Origin of the sequence: Frigoribacterium sp. 9N (genome assembly GCF_902506305.1) — a bacterium.
GTDB lineage: Bacteria > Actinomycetota > Actinomycetes > Actinomycetales > Microbacteriaceae > Frigoribacterium.
The window spans coordinates 688,364-704,733 of record NZ_LR733392.1 but is presented as its reverse complement, the minus strand read 5'-3'; the positions used below and the strand labels follow the sequence as shown (position 1 = coordinate 704,733).

Annotated in this window: 14 protein-coding genes and 1 tRNA gene; 6 read left to right on the top strand and 9 right to left on the bottom strand. The window is 71.5% G+C overall.

The window, feature by feature from the left end; translation table 11 throughout:
* Window positions 1-351: 351 nt before the first annotated feature.
* A tRNA-Lys gene (locus ARTHRO9V_RS06395) sits at window positions 352-424 on the bottom strand.
* 97 nt (window positions 425-521) lie between these two features.
* Between ARTHRO9V_RS06395 and bcp the strand changes: the two genes are divergently transcribed.
* A complete protein-coding gene (gene bcp / locus ARTHRO9V_RS06390; RefSeq protein WP_123570409.1) occupies window positions 522-992 on the top strand; it encodes a thioredoxin-dependent thiol peroxidase in 471 nt (156 codons plus the stop codon).
* Window positions 993-1,091: 99 nt separating this feature from the next.
* Here bcp and ARTHRO9V_RS06385 read toward each other — a convergent pair whose 3' ends face one another.
* Complete coding sequence (locus ARTHRO9V_RS06385; RefSeq protein WP_123570410.1) at window positions 1,092-1,547, bottom strand: hypothetical protein; 456 nt, start codon at window positions 1,545-1,547, stop codon at window positions 1,092-1,094.
* 168 nt (window positions 1,548-1,715) lie between these two features.
* Here ARTHRO9V_RS06385 and ARTHRO9V_RS06380 point away from each other — a divergent pair, with 168 nt between their 5' ends.
* Window positions 1,716-1,964: a WhiB family transcriptional regulator gene (locus tag ARTHRO9V_RS06380; RefSeq protein ID WP_043594001.1), complete on the top strand. Its 249-nt coding sequence runs from the start codon at window positions 1,716-1,718 to the stop codon at window positions 1,962-1,964.
* Window positions 1,965-2,091: 127 nt separating this feature from the next.
* On the opposite strand, the gene ARTHRO9V_RS06375 is transcribed toward ARTHRO9V_RS06380, so the two are convergent.
* Window positions 2,092-3,585, bottom strand: coding sequence for a sensor histidine kinase (locus tag ARTHRO9V_RS06375; protein ID WP_056046272.1), 1,494 nt, complete (start codon window positions 3,583-3,585; stop codon window positions 2,092-2,094).
* 163 nt (window positions 3,586-3,748) lie between these two features.
* Between ARTHRO9V_RS06375 and ARTHRO9V_RS15780 the strand changes: the two genes are divergently transcribed.
* Window positions 3,749-4,297: an Rv3235 family protein gene (locus tag ARTHRO9V_RS15780; RefSeq protein WP_236556951.1), complete on the top strand. Its 549-nt coding sequence runs from the start codon at window positions 3,749-3,751 to the stop codon at window positions 4,295-4,297.
* A 34-nt stretch (window positions 4,298-4,331) separates the two neighbouring features.
* Here ARTHRO9V_RS15780 and secA read toward each other — a convergent pair whose 3' ends face one another.
* From secA to mtrA, 6 genes are all read right to left on the bottom strand, one after another.
* Entirely contained in the window at window positions 4,332-7,178 is a 2,847-nt protein-coding gene (gene secA, locus ARTHRO9V_RS06365; RefSeq protein ID WP_056046274.1) for a preprotein translocase subunit SecA, read from the bottom strand.
* 200 nt (window positions 7,179-7,378) lie between these two features.
* Window positions 7,379-8,083 carry a ribosome hibernation-promoting factor, HPF/YfiA family gene (gene hpf, locus ARTHRO9V_RS06360; protein WP_159826201.1) on the bottom strand — a complete coding sequence of 235 codons (705 nt, stop codon included), beginning with the start codon at window positions 8,081-8,083 and terminating at the stop codon, window positions 7,379-7,381.
* Window positions 8,084-8,200: 117 nt separating this feature from the next.
* Window positions 8,201-8,938 carry a ComF family protein gene (locus ARTHRO9V_RS06355; RefSeq protein WP_159826199.1) on the bottom strand — a complete coding sequence of 246 codons (738 nt, stop codon included), beginning with the start codon at window positions 8,936-8,938 and terminating at the stop codon, window positions 8,201-8,203.
* Between the two features lie 101 nt (window positions 8,939-9,039).
* Window positions 9,040-10,740, bottom strand: a complete 1,701-nt coding sequence (locus ARTHRO9V_RS06350) for an LpqB family beta-propeller domain-containing protein (RefSeq protein ID WP_159826197.1) — start codon at window positions 10,738-10,740, stop codon at window positions 9,040-9,042.
* Complete coding sequence (mtrB, locus tag ARTHRO9V_RS06345) at window positions 10,733-12,505, bottom strand: MtrAB system histidine kinase MtrB (protein WP_236556949.1); 1,773 nt, start codon at window positions 12,503-12,505, stop codon at window positions 10,733-10,735. The genes ARTHRO9V_RS06350 and mtrB overlap by 8 nt, the downstream gene beginning before the upstream one ends.
* 9 nt (window positions 12,506-12,514) lie before the next feature.
* Entirely contained in the window at window positions 12,515-13,195 is a 681-nt protein-coding gene (mtrA, locus tag ARTHRO9V_RS06340) for an MtrAB system response regulator MtrA (protein WP_056046282.1), read from the bottom strand.
* A gap of 149 nt (window positions 13,196-13,344) precedes the next feature.
* On the opposite strand from mtrA, the gene ARTHRO9V_RS06335 reads away from it, so the two are divergent.
* The 3 genes from ARTHRO9V_RS06335 to ARTHRO9V_RS06325 form a co-directional block, all read left to right on the top strand.
* Window positions 13,345-14,559 (top strand): hypothetical protein, encoded by a 1,215-nt coding sequence (locus ARTHRO9V_RS06335; protein ID WP_159826195.1) that lies wholly within the window; start codon window positions 13,345-13,347, stop codon window positions 14,557-14,559.
* Entirely contained in the window at window positions 14,556-15,194 is a 639-nt protein-coding gene (locus ARTHRO9V_RS06330; RefSeq protein ID WP_123570414.1) for a DUF4129 domain-containing protein, read from the top strand. Before ARTHRO9V_RS06335 ends, ARTHRO9V_RS06330 begins: the two co-directional genes overlap by 4 nt.
* Window positions 15,191-16,370 (top strand): DUF4350 domain-containing protein (locus ARTHRO9V_RS06325; protein WP_159826193.1); only part of this gene is annotated, 1,180 nt, incomplete at its 3' end. The genes ARTHRO9V_RS06330 and ARTHRO9V_RS06325, both read left to right, overlap by 4 nt.

The following is a 16,370-nucleotide window of genomic DNA, read 5'->3' as shown; positions in this document are numbered from 1 at the left end:
GCCGTCTCCCCCCGCTGACGACCCAAGCAACCTCACTCCCCCCGTGACGAGCGAAGCGACGTCACCCCCCGTGACGAGCGAAGCGATGTCATCCCCCGTGACGAGCGAAGCGACGTCACCCTCCGTGGCGAGCGAAGCGACGTCACCCCCGAGCAACGGCGACCTGGCGGGCCCGGCTTGCTCCCCGTCCGTGACGAGCGAAGCGACGTCACCCCCGAGCAACGGCGACCTGGCGGGCCCGGCTGGCTCCCCGTGCGAGGTGGGCCGCGGTCCGCGGAGCGGACCAGACTCATACGACGAAAGAATCCCCCGCTTCTGCGACTGCAGAACACGGGGGACCCAATTCTTTCGTGCACCCCCTCGGACTTGAACCGAGAACCCACTGATTAAGAGTCAGTTGCTCTGCCAATTGAGCTAGAGGTGCGTGCTGCGATCTCTCGCAACGACGGTCAACACTAGCATGAGATTCGACCCACTCAGAACCACCGGCGCCGTCCGCGGCGCCCGCAGATCGGAGCACCATGTCCACGAAGCTCGAGAAGGGCGCTGCGGCGCCGACGTTCACCCTCGACGACGAGAACGGTTCGCCCGTCTCGCTGGCGGATTACTCGGGGCAGAAGGTCATCGTGTACTTCTACCCGGCGGCGTCGACGCCGGGCTGCACGACGGAGGCGTGTGACTTCCGCGACAACATCAACTCGCTGAAGTCGTCGGGCTACCAGGTGCTGGGCGTCTCGAAGGACGAGCCCGCCGCGCTGCAGGAGTTCAAGGACGAGCAGGGGCTGAACTTCCCGCTGCTCAGCGACCCCGAGCTGACGGTGCACCAGGCGTACGGCGCCTACGGCGAGAAGAACAACTACGGGCGCATCGTGACGGGCACGATCCGGTCCACCTTCGTGGTCGACGAGCAGGGCGCCGTCGAGCTGCCGCTCTACAACGTGAAGGCGACGGGGCACGTGGCGTCGCTCCGCAAGAAGCTCGGCCTCGACTGACCCCTTCGGCGACGAGGAGCGCAGGAGGCGCGGCGCCGGTCTCGAGGACCGGCACCGCGCCCCCTGCGTGTCGCCTCGCGACGGCGGCGGGCGGGTCGGTCAGTAGACATGGGGGTCCGAGTCGCGGGCCGAGGTGGCCGCGACGACCGACGGCACGAGCAGCAGGCCCACGACGGCGACGGCCGGCACGAGGAGCGCGAGGCCGATGGTCGGGTTGGCGAAGACGCCCTGCAGGCTGCCGATGCCGACCGCGAACTGCAGCACCTGCCACACGATCGCCGCTCCCCTGATCCAGGCCCGGCCGCGCAGGGCGCCGATCACGATGGACCCGAGCCAGGCGGTCGCCAGCAGGGTGAGGACGAAGATCGCGACGGCCGACGGGTACGAGTCGGGACGGGCGACGAGCAGCTCGACGAGCAGGAACGCCGCCGTGGCGGCGACCAGCAGGAACTCGGCGGAGAGCAGGACGATCACGACCCAGAGCAGCGCGGGTCGACGGGTCTCGGCAGACCGACCGGTCTCGTCTCGGGCGCCGTCCGGGCCTGCTGTGGTCACGTGTGAGCCTCCGAAAAATCCTTGATTTGGCCGTACCAGTATGCGACCATGTTCGAGGTCGAAGTGACGCGCACATTGCGGTGCGCGCCTCCCGAATTCTTCTCTTTCCCCATCCCGAACCAGGCGCTTCGACGTGCCTGGTTCTGCACTTTTAAGGAGTACCCATCGATGGATTGGCGCGACAAAGCCGCTTGCCTGCAGGCTGACCCGGAGCTCTTCTTCCCCGTCGGCAACACGGGTCCCGCCGTCGACCAGATCGACAAGGCCAAGGCCGTGTGCGGCCGCTGCACCGTGACCGAGACCTGCCTGCAGTACGCGCTCGAGACCTCGCAGGACTCCGGCGTCTGGGGCGGCCTGAGCGAAGACGAGCGTCGCGCGCTCAAGCGCCGCGCGGCCCGCGCCCGCCGCGCCAGCTGATCGACCGTCGACCGCCCGCTGCGGTCGACCTCCGGCCCTCGGGGCCGATGACGAAGCCCGGCACCTGATCGCAGGTGCCGGGCTTCGTCGCGTCCGGGGCGGGGTCGTCGCCGGCCTCCGCTGTGGCTCAGGGCTGGGTGAGCCAGCGGAACGGGATCTCGATGGTGACCTCGGTGCCGTTGCCGACGAGGGTGTGCCAGTCGATGGTGCCACCGAGTTCGCCCTGGATCAGCGTGCGGACGATCTGGGTGCCGAGCCCCGAGCCGACCTTGCCCTCGGGCAGCCCGACCCCGTTGTCGCGCACCTTGACCGTCAACTCTTCCGCCCGACGGTCGGCGACGATCTCGACCTCGCCGTCGCGACCGTCGAGGCCGTGCTCGACGGCGTTCGTCACGAGTTCGGTCAGGGCGAGGGCCAGGGGCGTCGCGTACTCGCTCGGCAGGGCACCGAAACTGCCCGTCATGGTGGGGCGGACCGTCGTGTTGTGACTCGACGCGACCTCGGCGATCAGCATGAGGACCCGGTCGAAGACGGTGTCGAAGTCGACGTTCTGGCTGAGCCCCTCGGACAGCGTGTCGTGCACGACGGCGATCGACTGCACTCGGCGCATGGCCTGGGTCAGTGCCTCGCGGGCGACGTCGGTGTGGGTGCGACGTGCCTGGATGCGCAGCAGCGAGGCGACCGTCTGCAGGTTGTTCTTGACCCGGTGGTGGATCTCGCGGATCGTGGCGTCCTTGGTGATCAGCTCGCGCTCTTGGTGACGCAGCTCGGTCACGTCGCGACAGAGGACGATCGCCCCGACGCGCTCACCGCGGTCACGCAGCGGGATCGCGCGCAACGACACCGTGACCCCTCGCGCCTCGATGTCGGTGCGCCAGGGCGCCCGGCCCGTGACGACCAACGGCAGGGACTCGTCGATCACGAGCTTGCCCGCGAGCAGGCCGGTGGTGACCTCGGCCAGCGACTCGCCTTCGAGTTCGCCGGCGAACCCCATGCGGTTGAAGGCCGACAGGCCGTTGGGGCTGGCGAACGTGACCATGCCGTCGACGTCGAGGCGCAGCAGCCCGTCGGAGGCGCGGGGTGCGCCCCGTCGCGGACCCGTCGGCGCCCCCAGGTCGGGGAAGTCGCCGGCGGCGATCATGGCGAAGAGGTCGTTGGAGCACTGGTTGAAGGTCAGTTCTTGACGGCTCGGGGTGCGCGCCTCGCTGAGGTTCGTGTGCCTCGTGATGATCGCGATCGGTGCGTCGGTGACGTCGGGCCGGCTGGCCCCCAGGCGGCGGAGCACGGGCACGGCCCGGACGCGCGTGGGCGTCTCTTCGTACCAGTCGGGTGCGGCCGAGTCGACGATGCGGGTCGTCGTGAACGCCTGCTCGATCTGCTCGCGCCACTCGGGCCGCACCTCTTGTCCGACGAAGTCGCGGTAGAAGAGCGTGGCCGAACTCGAGGGCCGGGCGTGGGCGACGGCGACGAAGCCGTCGGCCTTCGTGGGGACCCAGAGGACGATGTCCGCGAAGGCGAGGTCGGCGAGCAGCTGCCAGTCCCCCACCAGCAGGTGCAACCACTCGACGTCCACCTCGCTCGAGAGGCCCTGGGCGAGAACGAGATCACTGAGCGTCGACACCCGCCCAGTCTAGGTCGACGGTCCGTCCGGCGACGTCGGCCACTCCCCGGCGGGAGGACCCGACCACCGCTTCTCCACAGACCGTCGAGTCGGTCTGGTTTTGCAATCTCACATGTCATATCTTCTATTCATGCCCGGACGCACGTGAACAGGAAGACTGCCCATGCCCTCGAACCACCACGCCCTCGCCCTCGTCGAGCCCCAGGGGCCCACCGCACCACCTCGGCCGCACCTGAGACCCGTTCCGCCGCTCGCGGACCCGGGCCCGACCGTCCCCGGCCCCGGCGCTGGGCCTGCGGAGGGTCGACCGTCCGGTCCCCGACCCCTCGTCCGGACCGTCCCTCCGGCCGGCACCTCGTCCAGGTCCCCCTTCCCGGACGATCCGGACCTGCTCGTCGAGAACCTGGTCCGCTGCGTCCTCGAGATCCTGGCCGGGGCACGAGAACTCGACCAGGTCTCGCGGTGGGTCACCGAGGACGTCTTCCGGACCCTGCACAAGCGGGTCGTCCTGGCCGCCCGGGCCCGGTCCGCACACGGCATGCGTGCTCGGCGACCGGTGTTCACGATCGGCGGCATCCGGTCGAGTTCGCCCGCCGACGGGGTGATCGAATCCGTCGTCGTCGTGCACGGCCGCGCTCGGAGCCGAGCGGTCGCCGTCCGACTCGAGACCTACGACAGCCGGTGGAGAGCAGCGGCCGTGCACGTGCTCTGACGGTCGGCCCGGTCACCGCCGACGGACGACGGGATCAGCGGGTCTTCTTACCGGCCGCCCGACGCTCGGCCCGGTTCACCGGAGCCTCGCCGTCGCCGGTCTTCTGGCCGAAGGCGCCGACCTTGCCGTCGTCGGCCTGCCGTGCCGCCGGGCCACCGGAGGCGCGAGCCGCCGCGATCTCGGGCGAATCGGAACGCTCGGCTTCGTCCTGAGCCTTCTGGGCCTTCGCGGTCGCACCCTTCTCGAGCTGACCGCGCTGGTTGCGCACCTCGACCTCGCCGTCGATGTTGGGAGCCGAGTAGGCCAGCTGGGCCTGCGGTTGCTTCTCGGCCTCGAGCCCCTTGGCCGCGATGACCGGTGCCTCGGTGGCGCCGACCTGGCCCTGCACCTCGACCTCGAGGTTGAACAGGAAGCCCACGGTCTCTTCGCGGATCTGGCCCATCATGCTCTGGAACAGGGCGTAGCCCTCGCGCTGGTACTCGACGAGCGGGTCTCGCTGGGCCATCGCGCGGAGACCGATGCCGTCCTTCAGGTAGTCCATCTCGTAGAGGTGGTCGCGCCAGCGACGGTCGATGACCGACAGCACGACCCGACGCTCGAGTTCGCGCATGGCGGGCTCGCCGAGGGTCTCGGTGCGCGCCTCGTAGGCGACCTTGGCGTCGGAGAGGATCTCCTGCCCGAGGAACGCCCGGGTCGCCTTGCCCTTCGAGCCGGCCTCGGTGATGACCTCGTCGATGGTGATCGAGATCGGGTACAGGGTGCCGAGTTCGGTCCAGAGGGCGTCGAGGTCCCAGTCGTCGGGGCTGCCGTCACCCGTGTGCTGGTCGATGACCTCGTTGACGACGTCCTCGAGGAACTTCTGGCTGCGGTCCTTCAGGTCGTCGCCCTCGAGGATGTGGCGACGGTCCCCGTAGATGGCCTCGCGCTGACGGTTGAGGACGTCGTCGTACTTGAGGACGTTCTTGCGGATCTCGGCGTTGCGCGACTCGACCTGCGACTGGGCCGAGCGGATGGCCCGCCCCACGATCTTGTTCTCGATGGCGAGGTCGTCGGGCACGTTGCCGCGACCCATCAACGACTCGGCGGCGCCCGAGTTAAACAGGCGCATCAGGTCGTCGGTCAGCGACAGGTAGAAACGGCTCTCACCGGGGTCGCCCTGACGACCCGACCGACCGCGCAGCTGGTTGTCGATGCGACGCGACTCGTGGCGCTCGGTGCCGAGGACGTACAACCCACCGGCGTCGATGACCTTGTCGGCCTCTTCTTGCACGGCGGCCTTCTGGGCGGCGAAGACGTCGTCCCACGCGGCCTCGTACTCGTCGGGGGTGTCCACCGGGCTGAGACCCTTGGCGTTCATCTCGGCGACGGCGAGGAACTCGGCGTTGCCGCCGAGCATGATGTCCGTCCCGCGACCGGCCATGTTGGTGGCGACGGTCACGGCGCCGGCGCGACCGGCCTGGGCCACGATGGCGGCCTCTCGAGCGTGGTTCTTGGCGTTGAGCACCTCGTGTTTGACGCCCTTCTTGGCGAGCAGTCGCGAGAGGTACTCGCTCTTCTCGACGCTGGTCGTGCCGACCAGCACGGGCTGGCCCTTCTCGTGCCGCTCGACGATGTCTTCGACGACCTGGTCGAACTTGCTCGTCTCGTTCTTGTAGACGAGGTCGGTCTGGTCGATGCGCTGCATCGGACGGTTCGTCGGGATGGGCACGACACCGAGCTTGTAGGTGCTCATGAACTCGGCGGCCTCGGTCTCGGCCGTACCGGTCATGCCGGAGAGCTTCTTGTAGAGGCGGAAGTAGTTCTGGAGGGTGACCGTCGCGAGGGTCTGGTTCTCGGCCTTGACCGTCACGCCCTCTTTCGCCTCGATGGCCTGGTGGATGCCCTCGTTGTAGCGGCGACCGCTGAGGATGCGACCCGTGTGCTCGTCGACGATCAGGACCTCGCCGTTGATGACGACGTAGTCCTTGTCGCGCTTGAACAGCGCGTCGGCCTTGATGGCGTTGTTGAGGAACGAGATGAGCGGGGTGTTCGCCGACTCGTACAGGTTGTCGATGCCGAGGTAGTCCTCGACCTTCTCGATGCCGGGTTCGAGGACCCCGACGGTGCGCTTCTTCTCGTCGACCTCGTAGTCGGTGCCCGCGACGAGGCGCCGGGCGACCGTGGCGAACTCGGTGAACCACCGGTTGGCCTCGCCCGACGACGGGCCCGAGATGATCAGCGGCGTGCGGGCCTCGTCGATCAGGATCGAGTCGACCTCGTCGACGATCGCGAAGAAGTGGCCACGCTGCACCATGTCCTGCGCCTGCCAGGCCATGTTGTCGCGGAGGTAGTCGAAGCCGAACTCGTTGTTGGTGCCGTACGTGATGTCGGCGGCGTACATCTCGCGACGCTCGGCCGGGGTCTGGCCCGACAGGATGCACCCGGTCGTCATGCCGAGCGCCCGGAAGACGCGCCCCATGAGCTCGGACTGGTAGCTGGCGAGGAAGTCGTTGACCGTGATGACGTGCACGCCGCGCGACGCGATGGCGTTCAGGTACGCCGCCGTGGTGGCGACGAGCGTCTTGCCCTCACCGGTCTTCATCTCGGCGATGTTGCCGAGGTGCAGGGCCGCGCCACCCATCAGCTGCACGTCGAAGTGCCGGAGGCCCAGGGTGCGCTTGGACGCCTCGCGGACGGCAGCGAAGGCCTCGGGCAGGAGGTCGTCGAGCGACTCACCCGACGCGTACCGCTCGCGCAGCTCGACGGTCTCGTTGCGCAGCTCGTCGTCGGTGAGGGTCGTGAAGTCGTCCTCGAGCTCGTTGACCGCCTTGGCGTAGGCCTTCAGCTTGCGCAGCGTGCGGCCCTCGCCGACGCGGAGGACCTTCTCGAGGACGTTGGCCACTGGTGTGCTCCCATGTGTTCGGTCGAACCCGCGGAACGCTCCGCGGTCTCGCTGAGGTGATCCGCATCGGAGCACCGAGGTGTCGAAGGTCCGTCCTGGACCGGCCCACGATCGTAGCAAGCGTAGTGGCCGACCCCCTGGGAGGCGACAGGGACGTGCCCGCGCCTCCCGGGGTGTCGGCCACCCGGTGGGTCAGGAGGTCAGCTCGCCAGACCCGCCCGCAGGGCCGTCGCCGTCTCTTGCAGGTCGGGCGCGTCCTGGTCGAGCCCGATCACGCCGTAGTCCCAGCCCTTGCGGCGGTACACGACGCTCGGACGCTCGGTCTCGGCGTCGATGAAGAGGTAGAAGTCGTGGCCGACGAGCTCCATGTAGTAGAGCGCGTCGTCGACCGACATGGGCGTCGACGCGAAGACCTTCTCGCGGATGACCACGGGGCAGTACTCCTCTTCGAGTTCGTCGGCGGGGGCCTCGTCGGCCACCACCGTCACGGCCCCGGTGCGGACCTGGTCGAGCGTCTCCGCCGCGGCGGGGGTGACGCCCACGCCGCTGAAGTCGGCCGTGGCCGCCTCGCGCAGCGACGTCGGTCGGTGTTGCCCGCGATGGATCTTCTGCCGGTCCTTCGCCCGGCGCACCCGTTCGAGGAGCCGACCGATCGCGAGGTCGAACGCCGCGTACTTGTCGGCGGCCGTGGACTCGGCCCGCACGAGGGGGCCGGGGCCGATCAGCGTGATCTCGACCCGGTCGTCGCCCGCCTGCCCACCGGACTTCTCGTGGTGCCGCGACACCTTGACCTCGAGGGCGAGGGCCTTCGTGGCCAGCGCGGCGACCTTGTCTGCCTTCTCGGTGGCGTACTCGCGGAAACGATCGGTGATGCCGACGTTTCGACCCGTGACGGAAATTTCCATGACGACCTCCTGTGGCTATCGACGTGCCGCCTGTCAGCCAGGCGGATGTCCTTTCACGCCTTTCGCCCCACCGTAGCCACCCGGACACCCCCGTGTCACGCACCGTTCACCGTTCGCTCAGGGCCGACCCGCGCCCGAGCCCGACGGGGTGGCGGCCACGCACGCCGCACCGACCACGATCGCGCCCCGGGCGACCAGCGCACGACGCGCCTCCTGGAGGGTGCCACCGGTCGTCACGACGTCGTCGACGAGGACCACCCGCGACCCCGTGAGATCACGGGTGGCGCGGAGGCTGCCCGCGCGGTCCCTCAGACGCTGCTGTCGATCGCGGCCCTTCTGTCCGCCGCCGGCCCGCGCCGTCGGCACGAGGACGCGCGAGCCCACCACGAGACCGAGCCGGCGCAGCACCAGGTCGACCGGGTCGTAGCCCCGCCGACGCCGCCCCCGTCGGGACGCCGGCACCGGGACGACCAAGAGCGACCGATCGCCCGGGCGCGCGTCCCCGTCGGGCGCCCCCTCGGCCGTCACCTGGCCGGCGCAGGACCGGAGAGCGGCACCGAGAGCCGGGGCGAGCACCTCGGCCAGGCGCACGCGTCCGCCGTTCTTGAAGGCCAACACGACGCCCCGCGCCTCGAAGGCGTAGACGAGTCCGGCGAAGACGGTCAGCCCGTCTGGGAGGTCGATCCGGACGACCTCGGGGACGAGCCGGCCCCGGCAGTCGCGGCACAGGCCGACGTCCGGGGCGTGGCAGCCCGCGCACGAGACGGGCGACACGACGGACAACGCCTCGCGGACGGCCCGCACCAGGGCGTCCCGCGCATCGACGGCGGGACGGGGACGAGGCGACCGGGGCACACCGACAGCGTGGACTCCCCCGGGGGCGCACGCCGCGCCTCCGTCGTCGGAGGAGGACGACCGACCCCCCACCTGCCCTGGGGAGGAGGCGACCCGGGGCGTCAGCGCTGGGTCGCCACCAGGTCGGCCGTCAACCCCGTGGCCTGCCAGCTGCTGCCCCGGGGTTCGAGCACGTCGCCGTCGGCACCCAGCAGCAGCAGCCGGTCGAAGCCGTTGCCCCCGACGATCGCGACCGCCTCGCCCGACGGACGACCGGCGCTCGAGGAGTCCCCGCCGACCTCGGACATCGTCACCCGTGACGACTCCCCGACGGTGGTCAGGACGGCGACGGTCAGTTGGTCGGCCCAGGTCGCGTCGACGGGGGCGCCGTCCGGAGCCGACAGTTCGAGGGTCGGGCCCAGCCGGAGCGGGACCCCGTCGGCGTCCCGCACGACGGCGGCCACGAGGAGGCGCGACTCGCCCTCGTCGTCGAGCAGCAGCAACGCGCGGGTGCCGTCGCGCGAGATGCGGAAGGTCGTGACGCTCGGCCCCGCGGGGAGCGACGTCACCACGGGGTGGGGCGTGCCGTCGAGGGCGTACGCCGTGAGGCTCGTCGGGTCGTCGGCGACGAGCGACCAGACGAATCCCGCGTCGTCGAGCGAGGGGGCGACGAGTCCGGTCCGGGCGTCGACCAACCGGGCTCCTCCCTGAGAGGTGACCGCGTACGCGCCCGACGAGGTGCCGACGGCGGCGGCCGTCTGGTCTGCGGACAGCTCGACCGACCGGGGGCGGAGCGCCTCCACCGCGTCCGAGAGGCCCGGGAGCTGGCTCGTGGCGCTCGTGGTGGCGAATCCCAGCACGCCGTCGGCCAGCACGAGGGGCCGGGCGTCGACCGCGGGGTCGCGCACCGGCACGGGCTGCTGCATGGCCGGCACGGTCAGAGGCGCGCCCTCGACGCTGAGCTCGACGGCGGTCACGGTCGCGAGGGTCGAGAAGCTCGCCAGCAGCTGCGCCTGCATCCGGGCCCGGGCGGCGGGGGTCGCCTCGAGGGCGTCGGCGGTGAGGTCGACGCGGGCCGTCCCGTCGTCGACCGTGATGGCCGTCAACGACAGCTGGGTGCCCTCGGGGAAGGCCGAGACGACGGCACCCTGCAGCCAGTCCGACGGTCCGTCGAGCAGGGCCGTCGCGAGGCGCGTGCTCGTCGACGACCGTGCGAGGAACCACCGCTCGTCGGGCACGAGATAGGTGAAGGTGGGGTCGTAGAAGTAGGCGGCGTGCGACCGGAAGACCGAGTCGAACGTGGCCGGCGAGAGGACGATGCCGTCGGGGGCGTCGCTGATGCGCCACTCGCCGCCCTCGCGGACGAAGGAGAACGCCAGGGACGTCGTCGTGGAGGACGTGGCCGGCGTGTAGTGCCCCGCCGAGTCGACCGTCGCCGAGCCCACGAACGCGTAGTCGAGCGTCGACCCGCCGACCCGCGAGGTCGACCCGACCCCGGGCCTGATGGTGACGCTGGCCCGCGGCTCCCACTCGTCGGCGAAGCCGGTGCTGAGGAACTGCCGGGCCACCCCGTAGTTGTCCTGGGATCCGGTGCCCGCCGAGAGGAAATCGCGCAGCAGTCTCTCTTGCGAACTGCCGGCGACCGGCCCGTTGGGCCGGAACACGAAGTCGCTGACCACGTCGTCGCTGACGGTGTCGCCCTGCTGCACCTGACCGGCGTCCGGGATGCCGACGCACCCGGTCAGGGTGATCGCGGCGCCCACGAGGGCCGCCAGCACCACGGACAGGCGGCCCCGCCGGGCGTTCCGTCGCGGGTCAGGCATTGTCGGCACCCCTCGCGGACGGCGACGGGATCGGCACGCCCGGCGTCTCGGCCACCGGGACCGAACCCGACCACGGTTCGCCCGTCACCGGCACGGTCGTCTCGCCCCGACGGTCCGGCGGCACGACCGGCAGGGGCGCCCCCTCGATGCGACCGCCCGCCACGCGGGGCAAGGTGACGACGAACCGGCTGCCCGAGCCCGGCTCGGACCAGACCTCGAGCCGGCCGCCGTGCAGGGCCGCGTCCTCGAGGCTGATCGCCAGGCCCAACCCGGTGCCCCCGATGGTGCGCTTGCGAGAGGGATCGGCCCGCCAGAACCGGTCGAACACGCGCGAGGCATCGGCCGGGCTCATGCCCACACCGTGGTCGCGGACGGCCACCGCGACGGCCGTGGCGTCGCTGTCGACCTCGACCTCGATCGGCCGCCCCTCGCCGTGTTCGATGGCGTTGCCCAGCAGGTTGCGCAGGATGCGGCGCAGCCGCCGCGGGTCGATCTCGGCCTCGAAGTACCCGCCCCGGGCGACGACCGAGACGACGCTGCCGGACCCGTCGGCGAGCGGCCCGAACTCGTCGACACCGTCCTCGACGAGACGGACGACCGTGACGGGCTCGGTCTCGAGCTCGACGGCACCGGCGTCGAACCGCGAGATCTCGAGCAGATCGGCGAGGAGCAGCTCGAACCGGTCGACCTGGGTGTGCAGCAGCTCCGCCGTCCGGGCGGCCGAGGGCGTGAACGACGTGCGCTGGTCGTAGAGGACGTCGCCGGCCAGCCGGATCGTGGTCAGCGGCGTCCGCAACTCGTGCGAGACGTCGCTCACGAAGCGTTGCTGGACGCGCGACAGCTCGGCCAGCTGCGAGATCTGGCGCTGCATGGCGTCGGCCATCCCGTTGAAGGAGCGCCCGAGCGTGGCCACGACGTCCTGCCCCTTCTCGGGGATGCGTTCTTCCAGGTGGCCGGCCGCGATCTTCTGGCTGGTCTCGGCCGCCGTGCGGATCGGCCCCACGACCAGGCGGACGACGAGGTAGGTGATGGCCGCGATCAACAGCACGAGCGCCAGCGAGCCGATGCCGAGGGTCCGTTGCATGAGGTCGAGCGTGGCCTGCGCGTCGCTGAGGTCGTAGACGAGGTAGAGCTCGTACTGGCCCGCGGTGGGCACCTGCAGGGTCGAGCCGACCGCGATGCCCGGCGAGCCCCCGCCCTGCGAGGTCGGAGGGAGCGACACCGACTGCATCGAGAGGCGCTCGTCGTCCGCCGCCACCGCCTCGCGGAGGGCCGGCGAGATCACGGAGTCGGGGAAGTCGGGGCTGGCGATGTTCTGGATGGTCTGCGGGCTGTTCTGACCCGGGGTCCGGAGGATCGCGATGCTCGTCCCACCCGGGCTCGAGGTCGAACCCAGGATGGCGGTCTGGGCCTCGTTCTGCAGCGCGTCGAGCTCGACCTGGTTGGCGTCCTCGGTGGCGGTGGCCGAGTCGAAGATGTTCTGCGCCAGCAGCGTCGCCCGGACGCTCTCGGCCTCGACCTGCTCCCGGCGCTGGTCGTAGAGGCTCGTGCCGATCGTCACCGAGATGAGCGTGCCGATCACGGTCACGGCGACGGTCGACAGCACCACCGTGAGCGCGACGGTGCGGAACGACAACGACGACCGCCAGAAGCCGACCACCCGGGTCGGCCACGTGCGCCACGCCGGTGCCCGCCACGACCACGGTCCGCCCGAGCGGACGGGCCCGCCCTGGTCGGGCCCCGCGACCGTCGACACGAGCGCCACCCGACCGGGCTACGAACCCGCGCCGGCGCGGTACCCGACGCCGCGCACGGTCGTGACGATGCGGGGCGCGTCCGGATCGTGCTCCACCTTGGCGCGAAGCCGCTGCACGTGCACGTTCACCAGACGGGTGTCGGCTTTGTAGTGGTAACCCCAGACCTGTTCGAGCAGCATCTCGCGCGTGAAGACCTGCTGCGGCTTCGAGGCGAGCGCGAGCAGCAGCTCGAACTCGAGCGGGGTCAGGGCGATCGGGGTGTCACCGCGCCGCACCTCGTGCGCGGCGACGTCCAGGCGGAGGTCACCCACCGTGAGCACGTCGTTCGTGGGCTCGGTGGCCGGGCGGAGCCGGGTGCGGATGCGCGCGACGAGTTCTTTCGGGTTGAACGGCTTGACCACGTAGTCGTCGGCCCCGCTCTCGAGACCGCGGACCACGTCGGCCGTGTCGCCCTTCGCCGTCAGCATGATGATCGGCACGCCGCTCTCGGCCCGGATGAGGCGACAGACCTCGATGCCGTCGAGGCCGGGCAGCATCAGGTCGAGCAGGACGAGGTCGGGTGAGGCCTCGTGGAACGCCTCGAGGGCGGCCGCGCCGTCGCCGCAGAAGTGGGGGTCGAACTCGTCGGCGCGAAGGACGATGCCGATCATCTCGGCGAGCGCCGGGTCGTCGTCGACCACGAGGATGCGCGGGTTCATGTTCTCCGTCTGGGCTGGGCCGCTCGGGAGGCGGCACGTCAGGACAGATTAGTGCAGGAGGCGCTCGTCGGCTGGCAGCGCCCGGTCCGGTGTGGAAACATGAACACACTCGTGAGGACGACCTCACGGTCAGGACGACCAGGGGGACCATGAGCGATCCGAACGCCTGGAGCACACCGGGGGGCGACACGTCCCCGCCGCGCTGGGGCGAGCGCGTCGACCCCACGTCACCCGGCCCCCTCCCCGCGGGGCCCGTCCCGGGGGCCGCCCCGGGCGGCACCACCCCGCCGGCACCCGGCTGGGCTCCGCCGCCGAAGCCGGGCCTCGTCCCGCTGCGCCCCCTCACCTTCGGCGAGATCCTGGGCGCCTCGTTCCAGGTCTTCCGCCGCAACCCACGGACCACGTTCGGCACGGCCCTGCTGTCGCAGGTCGTCCTGCTCGTGGTGACCGTGGTGATCACCGGCGGCAGCGCCTTCCTCGCCTTCGGACGCGTCGAGCAGGCCCTCCCCCGGGACCGTGACGCGGTCCTTGCCGGCGCCGTCGCCGTCGTCGCCGCGTCGGCCCTCGTGCCGATCGCCCTGCAGGTGATCGTCACGGCCCTGTTGCAGGGGCTCTTCGTGCTCGAGACCTCGCGGCAGACGCTCGGGGAGAAGCTCCGACTCGGCGGCCTCTGGGCGATGGCCAAGGGCCGCGTCGGCACGCTCGTCGGGTGGTCCGCCCTGCTCACGGTCGCCTACGTCGTGGCGCTGGCGCTCGTGGCCGGCGTCGTCGTCGTCGGCGTGGCCGTCGGCTCCGGGCCGAGCATCGCCGTCGGCGTCGTGCTCGCGGTCCTCCTCGGCCTGGGCCTCCTCGTCCTCGGCGTGTGGCTGACCGTGAAGACTGCCCTCGTGCCGAGCGCCATCATGCTCGAACGGCTGACGCTGGGCGCGGCCGTGAGGCGCTCGTGGTCGCTGACCCGCGCCTCCTTCTGGCGGACCTTCGGCGTGATCGCCCTGGTGTTCCTCATGGTCCAGGTCGCGTCGCAGGTCGTCGCGACGCCGTTCTCGGTGCTGTTCAGCGTGTTGACGGGCACGCTCGCGCCGACGGGGGACGTGACCGACCCGACCTTCCTGGCCCTCACGGCGGGCACCTACGCCGTCACCCTCGGCATCACGGCCGTCATCGGCGCGATCGGGTCCGTGCTGCAGGCGGCGTCGGCCGGCCTCGTCTACGTCGACCGACGCATCCGGACCGAAGGGCTCGACCTCGAACTCGTGCGCTACGTCGAGCGCGGCGGGCGGGCGGTCGGAGGACAGCCCGACCCGTACCGCACGCCCGAGGCCCCGGTCCCGCCGACGACGCACCCGGGAGCACCGCGCTGGTGAGCCCGCTGCCCTTCGCCGCCGGGCCTCCCCTGACCCCCGACGCCGACGACGCCCGGCGCGAGGTCCTGCGCGAGCTCACCGGGCCCGAGTACGTGGCGGCGCAGCCGTCCTGGCTCGACCGTGCGGCGCAGGCGTTCTGGGACTGGCTGGGGTCGATCCGGTTCGGAGGGACCGAGGGGGCGCCGGCGGTCGCGTTGATCGTGCTGCTCGCGGTCGTCGTGGTGGTCGTCGTGGTCGTGCTGCTCGTCTACGGGGTGCCGCGACTCAACCGCCGGTCCGCGCGTGACCTCGCCCTCTTCGGCGACGACGACGTCCGTGACGCCGACGCCATGCGGGCCGCGGCCCGGGAGGCGGCCTCCCGGGGCGATATGACGCTCGCCGTCGCCGAGGCCTTCCGGGCGATCGCCCGTTCGCTGGCCGAGCGGGGCGACGTCGCGGTCTCCCCCGGCACCACCGCACGCGACGTGGCCCGCCGGGCGGGCGACGTCTTCCCCGACCTCCGGGCCGACTTCGCGGACGCCGCCACGGCCTTCGACGGCGTCCGCTACCTCGACCGCCCGGGCACCGACGAGGACTACCGGGCCGTCACGGAGCTCGACCGGCGCGTCACCTCGTCCCGGCGGGTGCCCGCGTGACCGCCGCCGCACCGTCCGAGGCGCCCACCTCCGTCTCGACCCCCACCGTCGCGGTGTCGGTCCGACGTGCCCGGTTCTGGGTCGCACTCGCCCTCGTCCTGGCCCTCGGCGTCGGGGCGGCTCTCCTCGTGGGCTCGGGCTCGGGAGAAGGCCGCGCCCTCGGCCCCGCGAACGCCGCCCCCGGCGGGGCCAAGGCACTCGTCGAGGTGCTCGGCCGCCAGGGCGTCGACGTGACCGTCACGACCACCCTCGACGAGACCCTGGACCGACTCGGGTCCGGTGGCGGCACGCTCCTCGTCGACGACGCCTCGGGGTTCCTGGTCGGCGACCAGTGGGGGCGTCTCGTCACGGCGACCTCCCACCTCGTGCTCCCCGCCCCGGGGCCCGCCGCGCTCGACGCCGTGGCCGCGGGCGTCGCGTCGACCGGCCCGGTCGACGAGGGCACGGCCGGGCCCGCCTGCTCGTCACCGGCCCTCGCGCAGACGTCCCGGGTCGACGTCGCGGGCGTCGCGTACGACGTCGACGCCCCCGGCGCCGTCCGCTGCCTGCCGACCGACGACGGCTACGGGCTCGTCGAGCTGGAGGACGGCGACACGCGCGTGTCCGTCCTGGGAGCCACGGACGCCCTGACCAACGGCTCGATCGGGACGCACGACGACGCGGCCTTCGCACTCGCGCTGCTCGGCGGGTCCTCCGAGCTGACCTGGTACCTGCCCTCGGCCGGCGACCTGCCCGAGGGCGAGGGCACTCTCGCCACGCTGACGCCGTCATGGGTGACGCCGTCGCTGGTCGTGCTCCTCCTGGCCGGAGTGGCCGCGATGGTGTGGCGGGGTCGACGCCTCGGAGCTCTCGTCGTCGAGCGGCTGCCGGTCACCGTCAAGGCCTCCGAGACCACCGAGGGGCGCGCCCGCCTCTACGAGCGCTTCGGGCAGCGCCGCCATGCCCTCGACCAGCTCCGCATCGGCACGCTCGGGCGACTCGCGCGCACGACGGGCCTGTCCTCGACCGCGTCGGTCGACGAGATCGTCGCCCGGGTGGCCGCACTGATCTCGGCCGACCCCCGGGGCCTGCGGCACGTGCTCGTCGACGCCGACCCGGTCGACGACCGCGAGCTCGTCGCGCTGAGCGACAGCCTGCTCGACCTCGAGGGTGCGGTCCGACGGGCGACGACTCCGT